This is a genomic window from Ruegeria sp. J8 (genome assembly GCF_056531925.1).
Genome location: NZ_JBQFMR010000001.1, coordinates 694,720 through 705,838 on the forward strand (window position 1 = coordinate 694,720; position 11,119 = coordinate 705,838).

Annotated in this window: 8 protein-coding genes; 2 read left to right on the plus strand and 6 right to left on the minus strand. The window is 59.6% G+C overall.

All coding sequences use genetic code 11. The features are described 5' to 3' along the window. Nucleotides 1-37 precede the first annotated feature (37 nt). On the minus strand, nt 38-532 hold the full coding sequence (locus ACR0L1_RS03355) for a hypothetical protein (protein WP_480857123.1): 495 nt from the start codon (nt 530-532) through the stop codon (nt 38-40). A gap of 180 nt (nt 533-712) precedes the next feature. Next, complete coding sequence (locus tag ACR0L1_RS03360) at nt 713-2,995, minus strand: adenosylcobalamin-dependent ribonucleoside-diphosphate reductase (protein WP_480857125.1); 2,283 nt, start codon at nt 2,993-2,995, stop codon at nt 713-715. A 129-nt stretch (nt 2,996-3,124) separates the two neighbouring features. On the opposite strand from ACR0L1_RS03360, the gene ACR0L1_RS03365 reads away from it, so the two are divergent. After that, a complete protein-coding gene (locus ACR0L1_RS03365) occupies nt 3,125-3,556 on the plus strand; it encodes a DUF1489 family protein (protein WP_170788150.1) in 432 nt (143 codons plus the stop codon). On the opposite strand, the gene hisG is transcribed toward ACR0L1_RS03365, so the two are convergent. Genes hisG through hisS form a run of 3 tightly spaced genes read right to left on the minus strand, consistent with a single transcriptional unit; the run spans nt 3,553 to nt 6,818 of the window. Beyond that, entirely contained in the window at nt 3,553-4,242 is a 690-nt protein-coding gene (gene hisG / locus ACR0L1_RS03370; RefSeq protein WP_480857127.1) for an ATP phosphoribosyltransferase, read from the minus strand. The two genes, ACR0L1_RS03365 and hisG, sit on opposite strands and share 4 nt — an antisense overlap. Beyond that, the gene (locus ACR0L1_RS03375; RefSeq protein WP_170788148.1) at nt 4,239-5,327 is read right to left on the minus strand and encodes an ATP phosphoribosyltransferase regulatory subunit; all 1,089 of its coding nucleotides are present in this window, start codon (nt 5,325-5,327) and stop codon (nt 4,239-4,241) included. The genes hisG and ACR0L1_RS03375 overlap by 4 nt, the downstream gene beginning before the upstream one ends. Before the next feature lie 3 nt (nt 5,328-5,330). Continuing rightward, nucleotides 5,331-6,818 (minus strand): histidine--tRNA ligase, encoded by a 1,488-nt coding sequence (hisS, locus tag ACR0L1_RS03380; RefSeq protein ID WP_480857129.1) that lies wholly within the window; start codon nt 6,816-6,818, stop codon nt 5,331-5,333. A 124-nt stretch (nt 6,819-6,942) separates the two neighbouring features. On the opposite strand from hisS, the gene ACR0L1_RS03385 reads away from it, so the two are divergent. Then, nucleotides 6,943-7,137, plus strand: coding sequence for a SlyX family protein (locus ACR0L1_RS03385; protein WP_170352274.1), 195 nt, complete (start codon nt 6,943-6,945; stop codon nt 7,135-7,137). Nucleotides 7,138-7,347: 210 nt separating this feature from the next. Here ACR0L1_RS03385 and dnaE read toward each other — a convergent pair whose 3' ends face one another. Further along, nucleotides 7,348-10,848, minus strand: a complete 3,501-nt coding sequence (dnaE, locus tag ACR0L1_RS03390; RefSeq protein ID WP_480857131.1) for a DNA polymerase III subunit alpha — start codon at nt 10,846-10,848, stop codon at nt 7,348-7,350. Nucleotides 10,849-11,119: the final 271 nt, after the last annotated feature.

An 11,119-nucleotide genomic window follows, 5' to 3' on the forward strand; every position in this document is an offset into this window, starting at 1 on the left:
CAACAGGTCCTGAAAAAATCCGGTCCGTTGAAACGGATCAATCCACCAACGGTCCCGCATTCGCCGCAGGCAGGCGCGGCACTGCGTGAAGATTGGGGTCCATGCGTGGACGAGTCGGGAACGAGACCACCGTATTCGTGTGGCTGGCCGATTCGCCGCCAGCCTGACGGATTTCGACAAACTCATCGACCCAAAAGTCCTGTTCGCGTGCCGGACATCCTTCTTCGAATACCAAAAGAGGTTCAGCCTGCGTCGCCGAAACATATAACAGGGCCGAGAATTGCTGTGCCCCGTTGGTCAGGATAACAACACCCTGCGCACCGTTGCCCAATTCGTCTTCCGAGATGAAATGATGCAGAACATTCAGCGGTACCTCTCGGCCGTGCGGCAAAGAACCGTCCACAAAGGCGGCATGCCCGCGCCAGGACCACGCAGCCCCAACATTCAAAAAGGACAGAGGCGCCGCCTCAAGCCCATCCAGTTCCGTCTGTTTCCATAAAATGGCTATACGACCGTTTTGCCCGGCTCTCATTATACCCGCCCGCACCTTTCAACGTATCACTGCTTACGCTGGCGTTCTTATCAGGGCAAATTCTGGCAGAAAAGAGACGTTAACATATCGTTCATAAAAATGTTGCTAAAGAGATTCAGCTTCTGGCTTCTGGCGGGAAACGATCCCGCCAGAAGCCACAGCAATTGTCTGCGATCTGCGTCAGCCGCACTTAGAATGACCGCAGCTTCGGCAGGTCATGCAGCCCTCGATCATCGCCATATCGAACTGACCACAGGATGGGCAGGCTTTGCCGCGGGGTGCGTCCATATTGACCACCTGCGCCTGCGGGTCGGATTTCAGACCCATTCCTTCGCCTTCAAGAAAGCCGATATTGACCATATGCTGCTCGATCACGCCGCCAATCGCGGCCAGGATCGATGGGATGTATTTCCCCTGCACCCAGGCCCCGCCACGCGGATCGAACACGGCCTTTAGTTCTTCAACGACAAAGGACACATCCCCGCCCCGTCGAAATACGGCAGAAATCATGCGGGTCAGCGCCAGCGTCCAGGCGTAGTGCTCCATGTTCTTTGAATTGATGAACACCTCGAACGGACGACGGCGGCCACCAATGACGATATCGTTGATGGTCAGATAAATCGCGTGTTCACTGTCGGGCCATTTCAACTTGTAGGTCGACCCCTCCAGCGATTGCGGACGGTCCAGCGGTTCGGACATATAGACAACCTCACCGCCATCCACCTGATGCGGGGCATCCGCGCTTTCGCCGGGGGCTTTGTCGGCGCTTTCGGACACTGTCAGGACCGAGCCGGTCACGTCATTCGGGCGATAGGTCGTGCAGCCTTTGCAGCCCTGATCCCAGGCCTGCATGTAAACGTCCTTGAAGGCGTCAAAGCTGATATCTTCGGGACAGTTGATCGTCTTGGAAATCGAACTGTCGATCCATTTCTGCGCGGCGGCCTGCATCTTGACGTGATCAGACGGGGAAAGCGTCTGCGCGTTCACGAAATAGTCTGGCAAGGCAACATCGCCGAACTTGTCGCGCCACATCTGCACGGCATAGTCCACGACTTCTTCCTCGGTGCGCGAGCCATCCTTCTGCAGCACTTTGCGCGTGTAGGCGTAGGCAAAGACCGGCTCGATCCCCGACGACACGTTCCCTGCATAGAGCGAAATCGTCCCAGTCGGCGCGATCGAGGTCAGCAGGGCGTTGCGGATACCATGTTCGCGGATCGCGTCACGCACGTCATCATCCATTTGCTGCATGTTGCCGCTGGCCAGGTATTTCTCGGCGTCAAACAATGGGAAAGCGCCCTTCTCCTTCGCCAAATCGACCGAGGCCAGATAGGCGGCGCGGGCGATCGCGTGCAACCAGCGTTCGGTTTGACGCGCCGCTTCGTCGGACCCATAGCGCAAACCCAACATCAAAAGCGCATCGGCCAACCCGGTCACGCCCAGCCCAATCCGGCGCTTGTCTTGTGCTTCGGCTTCCTGCTCCGCCAGCGGGAATTTCGACGCGTCTACTACGTTGTCCATCATGCGCACAGCGGTCGCGACCAATTCTTGCAAAGCGGCCTCATCCAGGCGCGCCGCGTCCTCGAACGGATCTGTCACCAACCGCGCCAAGTTGATCGAGCCCAAAAGGCACGCACCATAGGGTGGCAAGGGTTGCTCGCCGCAGGGGTTGGTCGCGGCGATGGTTTCCACATAGCTGAGGTTGTTGGCCTCATTGATGCGGTCAATGAAGATTACTCCAGGCTCGGCGTAATCATAGGTGGCCTGCATGATCTTGTTCCACAGATCACGCGCCTGAACGGTATGATAGACCTTGCCGTCGAACTGCAACTCCCACGGACCATCGGCCTTGACGGCCTCCATGAACGGATCCGTCACCAGGACCGACATGTTGAACATGCGCAGGCGGGCCGGGTCAGATTTCGCGGTGATGAACTGTTCGATATCAGGGTGATCGCAGCGCATGGTCGCCATCATCGCCCCACGGCGCGAACCCGCAGACATGATCGTGCGGCACATCGCGTCCCACACATCCATGAAGGAAAGCGGGCCAGAAGCATCCGCAGCCACGCCTTTCACATCGGCCCCACGTGGACGGATGGTCGAGAAATCATACCCGATCCCGCCACCCTGCTGCATGGTCAGCGCGGCTTCTTTCAGCATGTCGAAGATACCGCCCATGCTGTCGGGCACGGTGCCCATCACGAAACAGTTGAACAGGGTCACCTGACGCGCCGTACCTGCACCCGCAGTGATGCGACCAGCGGGCAGATATTTGAAATCTTCCAGCGCCTCATAGAACTTATCTTCCCAATGGGCCGCGTCATCCTCGACCCGCGCCAGATCACGGGCGATGCGCCGCCAACTGTCCTCGACCGTCTGGTCGATGGGCGTGCCATCCGCTTCTTTAAAGCGGTATTTCATGTCCCAGATCTGCTCGGCGATGGGGGCGGCAAAGCGGCTCATTGGTGATTCCCTGTTTTGAAAGAGGTATCCAGATTACCGCAATTCACATCCAAACCACAACACCTTGATGACGTCGCATTGCGAGCTACAATATAAAGGTGGGCCTTGGGACGACTCTGTGGGAAAGCTGTGGATAAGTACGTAAACCTCATCAAACTGTCCGTCGGATCGGAAAGCGTTGATACGCTGATGGCGTGGCAGGACAGTCGCAGACCGCTTTACGCGGACGGCTGCCCGCGCCATGTCACCCGCATGTGGCCCAAGCGCGAGGCTGAGATTTTGAATGGCGGATCAATCTATTGGGTGATCAAGGGCGTAATCCAATGCCGTCAGCGCATCCTGCGTCTGGATGAGGTGCGCGGCGAAGACGGCATTCGCCGCTGCGCCATCGTGCTGGACCCGCGGGTCCATCGCACCCAGACCGCGCTCAAACGCCCATTCCAAGGCTGGCGCTATCTCAAACCCGAGGACACCCCCGCCGACCTGCCGGAAGGGCGAGAACAGGACGATGCCTTGCCCGACGATCTGAATCGCGCGCTTGCCGAGATCGGTGTGCTTTAACGCAGGCGATCCAGCAATGCGTTCAGTGTGACCTTTGTCTCGGGGTCACATTTCGCCACCCGACTGCGCCACAGGGTCGCCTGCGATTGCAGGATCATCCCGTCGGTCAGGATTTTCAGGTGGTTCGCCCGCAGCGTCTCGCCGGTAGACGTGATATCGGCAATCGCCTCGGCGGTCTCATTCATCACCGTGCCCTCGGTCGCGCCCTGGCTATCGACCAGAGTGTAATCGGCAACTCCCGCATCGGTCAGGAACTCGCGCACCAACCGGTGGTATTTGGTGGCAATCCGTAGCCGATGCCCGTGGGTCTTGCGAAACGCTGCTGCAGCCGCATCCAGATCATCCAACGTATCCACATCGACCCAGCAGGCAGGTGTGGCGATGATCAGGTCCGCCTTGCCGAACCCAAGCTGCGAGATCTCCTCGACCTGTTGTTCCCAGCGGGGCAGTTTCTCATGCACCAGATCAATGCCGGTGACGCCCAGATGAATGCGCCCGGCGGCCAGTTCGCGCGGGATTTCCCCGGCAGACAGCAGGATCAGAGAGACCCCGTCGATGCCCTCGACCTTGCCAGCATATTCCCGATCCGATCCGCTACGCGACAGGGTGATGCCGCGCTTTTCGAACCAACCAAAGGTCTTGTCCATCAAACGGCCCTTCGAGGGCACGCCCAGTTTCAGGCTCATTGCGCGTCCTCCTCGATCTCCAGCATCAGGTCGGGGCGGATGACACCGCCCACCGCCGGAATTTCGGCCCCGTTCCCCAACTGCCGCGTCAGCGCGTCATAGCGCCCGCCAGTGGCGATGGGGGGTAGATCGGGGCGACCCTCAGCGTAGAAGCCAAAGACAAACCCGTCATAATATTCCATCGAGGTGCGGCCATAGGCGGCCTCGAAGTCCAGACGTTCCACATCCACGCCACGCGCCTGTAGCGAGGCAATCCGCGCCTCAAGCCGGTCCAGCGCCGGAGTGATCTGCGGCAGATCCACCGCCACGTCGCGCAGCTGCTCCAACGCAAAGGGCATGGTCTCACGCACGTTCAGCAGGGTTTCCAGCCCAACCAGTTCGTTGTCGGAGATAGGCGGTGTGTCGCGATCTTCGCGCAAGGCAGCGATCCGCGCTTCGATCTCGGAGGCACGGCGCTTGCCGATCATCGGGATGTCCGTATCCAGCGGATTTTCTGCATCCAACAGGCTGTCGCGCCCTTCAGGTCCCGGTTTGCGACCGGCAAAGCGGTCCAGCAGCACCCGGAATCGACGAGGCCGCCACAAGTGCCGCATCAGCGCCGCCTTGCGCCGGTCTGTGGTCTTAAGGCCCTCGACAGCGGCAGTCAGGATGCCGATATCCCCGGTCGCCGCGCGCAAAGGCAGCCCTCGCAATTGCAACGCGAGCAGCGAGAAGACTTCTGCATCCGCGCCTGCGGGATCATTGCGGTCGAATACTTCGTATCCGACCTGAATGTATTCATTCGAGCGATCCGGGTCATGTTCTTGCCGACGGAAGACCTCGCCGGAATAGGTATAGCGCGCGGGCTCGGCCCCGTCGGACATATGCATCTGCACCACGGGCAGGGTGAAATCCGGGCGCAGCATCTGCTCGCCCCGCAGCGCGTCCGAGGTCACGTAGGCGCGCGCGCGAATATCCTCGCCATAAAGGTCCAGCAGCGTGTCGGCCGGTTGCAGCAGCGGAGGGTCCACGACCTGTGCGCCTGCGGCCTCGAACCTCACGCGCATCATGGCAGCGCGGGCTTGTATCTGGGAACGGTTCGGCATGGGTCAGTCCTGACTGTCCAGAATTTCACGCACCTTGGCGACCAGATCGCCACGCGGCACTTCGAACTGGCTGGGGCGTTCTTTCCATTCCTCAAGCGTGGCGCTTTCGGCGATCTTGGCCCCAAGGATCAGGTCTTTGATCTGCACGATCCCATTTACTTTTTCATCGCCCCCCTCGATCACTGCGATGGGAGAGTTCCGCTTGTCTGCGTATTTCAGCTGATTGCCAAAGTTCTTGGGGTTACCCAGATAGACCTCGGCCCGGATACCTGCATTACGCAGCTCGGCCACCATCGCCTGATAGTCGGCCATACGGTCGCGGTCCATCACGGTCACAACCACGGGGCCTGTGGCTTGCGCCGCGATCCGGCCCTTTTCGCGCAGGGCGGCCAGCAGCCGGTCGACACCGATAGACACGCCGGTCGCAGGCACTTCCTGCCCTGTGAACCGCTTGACCAGGTCGTCATAACGCCCACCGCCCGAGACCGAACCGAACTGCCGCTTACGGCCTTTCTCGTCGAAAATCTCAAAGGTCAACTCGGCCTCATAAACCGGTCCGGTATAGTACCCGAGGCCCCGTACGACCGACGGGTCAATCTCGATCCGGTCCGAGCCATAGCCGCCCGCATCGAGCAGAGCGCCGATATGTTCCAATTCGGCAATCCCATCCGCGCCGATCTTGCTGTCGCCCACGGCAGCACGCAGGTTGGCCAGTGTTCCTGCGGTATCCGCAGCCTTCGAGGTCAAGAAGGCAATTACCGGCTCGGCCTGATCGTCGCTCAGCCCCACACCGTCGATAAACGCGCCCGAGGCATCCAGTCGGCCCTTGGTCAGCAGCTCGCGCACACCGGCTTCACCTACTTTGTCGAACTTGTCGATGGTGCGCAGAACATTGTCGCGGGCGGCTACGTCTTCGCCCAGCCCCATCGCCTCAAGCACTCCGTTCAGGGCCTTGCGGTTATTCACCCGCACCAGATAGTCGCCGCGCGGAATGCCCACGGTCTCCAGCGTATCCGACAGCATCGCGCAAATCTCGGCGTCGGCGGCCATCGAGGCCGTGCCCACCGTATCCGCATCGCATTGATAAAACTGGCGATACCGCCCTGGCCCCGGCTTTTCATTGCGCCAGACCGGACCCATCGCATAGCGGCGATAGGGCGTCGGCAGGTCGTTGCGGTGCTGCGCATAAACACGGGCCAGCGGCGCGGTCAGGTCATAGCGCAGGGCCATCCAGTCACCGTTGCCGCCTTCGTCAAACTCCTGCCACGCAAATACGCCCTCATTCGGGCGATCCACGTCGGGCAGAAACTTGCCCAGCGCCTCGACGGTTTCCACAGCGCTGCTTTCCAGCGCATCAAACCCATACCGATGATAGACATCCGCAATCGTCCGCAGCATCTCGGTGCGCTGCGAGACTTCCTGGCCGAAATAGTCGCGGAACCCTTTCGGCGTGACGGCCTTGGGGCGGGGCTGTTTCTTGGGCTTAGCCATGTGGGGCGTCCTTGCGGTTCATGTTCCGCGCGCGGTCTATCCCATGGCCCGCATCGGGGCAAGGCGCGCTTTCGCTGGTGTTGTGATCAAAGCGCCGCTATGACCACGCCCAAAGGAGAGCCCCATGCAGCATCTGGAAGAGCAGATCGCCCACCTGACCCGCACGGTCGAAGAGTTGAACACAGTCGTTACAACCCAACAGAGCGAGATCGACCGCCTGACCCGGCGCGTCGAGATGCTGTTGCAGCGGGAGGCTGAACGGGCGCAGGAAGGTTCCGGCGGGGTTGTGTTCGGCGACGAACGCCCACCGCATTATTAAGGGCTGAAACCTTAGCGCTCGTTTCACCGCAAAACCTGCTACGCCGGCGTAGTAACTTTGTCAGCGGCTAGGCAGCAACTGGTGCCAGCATTGTCACCCCCGAGATCGCGGCCCATCCGTGTCCAAGAGAGGATATGGTCGCAAAAAGGCTTTCCAACCGCATGAAGCTAAGCGCATTCAACACAGCTGTGTGGCACCATCGGGTTGGGCTCAAAACTCCTCGACCGACATCACGCCTTCCAGCGATTTGATCGCGCCCTTGATCTGGGGGTTGATCGGGAAATTCTGACCCAAGTCCATCTCGACCTCACCCGGCAATCCGGGGGCCATCAGCAACAATTGGATAGGCCCGCGCGCGGCGTTCTTGGCTGCGCTGGCGGCATCCTTCAGCACTTTAGCCACAGTAGGCAGCGCCTGTTCCTCATCCACAAAGATGCGCAGGCCGGTTGCACCCGCCTCGGCCACGACCGTATCCACCGGGCCGACAGACCGGCCAAGCAGCTTCAGCTGATCAGCTTCCATCGTCGCCTCGGCGGTTAGTACAACTTGCGCACCGGTTTCAAGATATTCGCGCGATTTCTCCAGCGTTTCCGAAAACAGCGTGACCTCATACGCGCCGCTGGGGTCCGAAAGCTGCGCAAAGGCAAACCGGTTGCCGCGCGCCGATTTCCGTTCCTGCCGACCAGCAACAACACCGGCCATCTTCGCGATGAAGGGCCCCGAGCGCGCCTTTTCCGTCACCTCATCCAGCGTCATTACCTGTTTACGTTTCAGCGCGGGCATATAGTCGTCCAGCGGATGGCCTGACAGGTAAAACCCGATGGCCTTGAATTCCTCGCTCAACCGCTCGGCAGGCAGCCAATCGGGCGTGGGCGACAGGCGCGGTTCCGGCAGGTCGTCACCCGCCTCACCAAAGAGCGACACCTGGTTCGAGTTCTTTTGTTCGTGGATAGCCGCCGAATACTGCACAAGCGGATCAAGGCTTTCGAACACGCGGCGGCGGTTCTTATCCAACTGATCAAACGCACCCGCCCGCGCCATCATCTCCAGCGGGCGTTTACCGACCTTCTTCAGATCAACCCGGCGGGCTAAATCGAACAGGTTCACAAAGGGCTTTTCCGCGCGACCATCGACCACCAGGTTCATCGCCTCAACGCCCACGTTTTTCAAGGCGCCCAGCGCATAGACAAGCTCTCCGTTCACCACATCGAAGGTAGCTTGAGATCGGTTCACGCAAGGGGGCACATAGGGCAACTCAAGCCCTTTGCGGACCTCTTCGAAGTAAACGGCTAATTTGTCGGTCAGGTGGATATCGCAATTCATGACACCCGCCATGAACTCTACCGGGTGGTTCGCCTTCAGCCAGCCGGTCTGGTAGCTGACCACCGCATAAGCCGCAGCGTGGGATTTGTTGAAGCCGTAGTTGGCAAACTTGTCCAACAGGTTCCAGACCTCGGTCGCTTTGGTCTCATCGACATCATTTTCGGCAGCCCCTTTGAGGAACTTGGGCCGCTCAGCATCCATCGCCTCCTGAATCTTCTTACCCATCGCGCGGCGCAACAGGTCTGCGCCGCCAAGGCTGTAACCGGCCATTTCCTGCGCGATCTGCATCACCTGTTCCTGATAGACGATGATGCCCTGCGTCTCGTCCAGGATGTGGTCGATGGACGGATGCAGCTTGTCCCGCTTACTGAGCCCGTTCTTAACCTCGCAGAACTTGGGAATGTTCTCCATCGGACCCGGACGGTATAGCGCCACAAGGGCAATAATATCCTCGATACAGTCCGGCTTCATGCGCTTGAGCGCATCCATCATGCCCGAGGATTCCACCTGAAACACCGCAACCGTTTTGGCCGCCGAATAAAGCTTGTACGTCGCCTCATCATCCAGCGGGATGGCGTTGATCTCATTCACCGCGCCTTCGGCGGGTTCATACAACTCGGTGCCATCGGGTGCGATATGAAGTTCGCGCCCGGATTTGAAGATCAAATCCATCGCGTTCTGGATCACAGTCAAAGTCTTCAGACCTAGAAAGTCGAACTTGACCAGCCCGGCCTGTTCCACCCATTTCATGTTGAACTGGGTCGCGGGCATATCGGACCGAGGGTCCTGATAGATCGGCACCAGCGCATCCAGAGGTCGATCACCGATCACCACCCCCGCCGCGTGGGTCGAGGCATTCCGCAACAGCCCCTCAACCTGCTGGCCATAGGTCAGAAGCCGGTCCACAACCTCTTCGCTGCGTGCCTCTTCGCGAAGGCGGGGTTCGTCTTTCAGGGCCTTTTCGATGGAGACAGGCTTGACCCCCTCCACCGGGATCATCTTGGACAGGCGGTCCACCTGCCCATAGGGCATCTGCAACACCCGCCCAATATCGCGCACGGCGGCCTTCGACAACAGAGCACCAAAGGTGATGATCTGCCCCACCTTGTCGCGCCCGTATTTCTGCTGAACGTAACGGATCACCTCTTCCCGACGATCCATGCAGAAGTCGATATCAAAGTCCGGCATCGAGACCCGCTCGGGGTTCAGGAACCGCTCAAACAGCAGCGAATAGCGCAGCGGGTCAAGGTCGGTGATCGTCAGCGCATAGGCCACGAGCGAGCCCGCACCAGACCCCCGCCCCGGCCCCACCGGAATGTCGTGATCCTTGGCCCATTGGATAAAGTCGGCAACGATCAGGAAATAGCCGGGAAAGCCCATGCCCTCGATGATGCCGAGTTCGAAATCCAGCCGTTCCTGGTATTCCTCGGGCGTCACCGCATGCGGGATCACCGTCAGACGTTTCTGCAAGCCCTCATTGGCGATACGCCGCAGCTCGGCGACCTCATCATCGGCAAATTTCGGCAGGATCGGATCTCGGCGATACGCCATGAAAGCGCACCGGCGCGCGATCTCGACGGTATTCTCAATCGCTTCAGGCAAGTCGGCAAACAGCGTCACCATTTCCTGCTGCGACTTGAAATAATGCTGCGCGGTCAGGCGGCGGCGGCCGTCCTGTTGGTCGACATACGCGCCCTCGGCGATACAGATCAGCGCATCATGCGCCTCATACATGTCGGTGGTCGGGAAATAGACATCATTGGTGGCGACCAGAGGCAGATTCTTGGCATAGGCCATCTCGACATGCCCACGTTCGGTTAGACGCTCTGCCTCGGGCTGGCCCCCTTCGCCCGGATGGCGCTGCAATTCGATATACAGGCGGTCCGGGAACATCCCAGCCAGGCGATCCACCAGAGCCTCCGCCGACGGACGCTGGCCTTGCTGCAACAGCATCCCCACGGGCCCATCCGGCCCGCCGGTCAGACAGATCAACCCGTCCGAGCGCTCGGCCAATTCGTCCAACGTGACCTGCGGCAACTGTCCGCCCTTGTCCACATAGAGGCAGGAACTCAGCTTCATCAGGTTCTCATACCCCGCCTCGGACTGCGCCAGCAGCACCAGCGGCGCAGGAGCTTTGGGCTTCTCGCCTGGCTGCGGCTGCACATAGGTCAGATCAACCTGACACCCCATGATCGGCTGCACCCCAGCGCCGCTGGCAGTCACGGAAAACTCCAAAGCCGAGAACATAGAATTGGTGTCCGTCACCGCAACAGCGGGCATGTCCATATTCTCGCACAAAGCGGGCAGCTTCTTCAGCCGCACAGCGCCTTCCAGCAGAGAATATTCGGTGTGAACACGTAGGTGAATGAATCGAGGAATACTGCTCATACCCGCTACGCTATCCCAGCCAGCGACGCGGCAAAAGCAGGAACCGCCGCTTTGAGATGCCTAAAAAATCAACACCTATTATTCGGATTTTTCAGAAGGTGCTTCGGCCGCAATTGGACCCGATCTGCAAAAAGCGCTTTATTTACAGACAACTGATGTCTAGACAACGGCGAAAATCGCAGATCGTTCAGGTCCAATGGTGCATCACATAATCAGTTTTTCTTGCCAGATAAGGCGCGCTGTTTCTAACATCTGACGGCAAGCACTCTGC

Bases quoted from the DNA above. Each gene is read 5' to 3' on its own strand.
- ACR0L1_RS03375 (WP_170788148.1), bottom strand. From the start codon at position 5,327: ATGCCGAACCGTTCCCAGATACAAGCCCGCGCTGCCATGATGCGCGTG.
- ACR0L1_RS03385 (WP_170352274.1), top strand. From the start codon at position 6,943: ATGCAGCATCTGGAAGAGCAGATCGCCCACCTGACCCGCACGGTCGAA.
- ACR0L1_RS03360 (WP_480857125.1), bottom strand. From the start codon at position 2,995: ATGAGCCGCTTTGCCGCCCCCATCGCCGAGCAGATCTGGGACATGAAA.
- hisG (WP_480857127.1), bottom strand. From the start codon at position 4,242: ATGAGCCTGAAACTGGGCGTGCCCTCGAAGGGCCGTTTGATGGACAAG.
- ACR0L1_RS03355 (WP_480857123.1), bottom strand. From the start codon at position 532: ATGAGAGCCGGGCAAAACGGTCGTATAGCCATTTTATGGAAACAGACG.
- dnaE (WP_480857131.1), bottom strand. From the start codon at position 10,848: ATGAGCAGTATTCCTCGATTCATTCACCTACGTGTTCACACCGAATAT.
- hisS (WP_480857129.1), bottom strand. From the start codon at position 6,818: ATGGCTAAGCCCAAGAAACAGCCCCGCCCCAAGGCCGTCACGCCGAAA.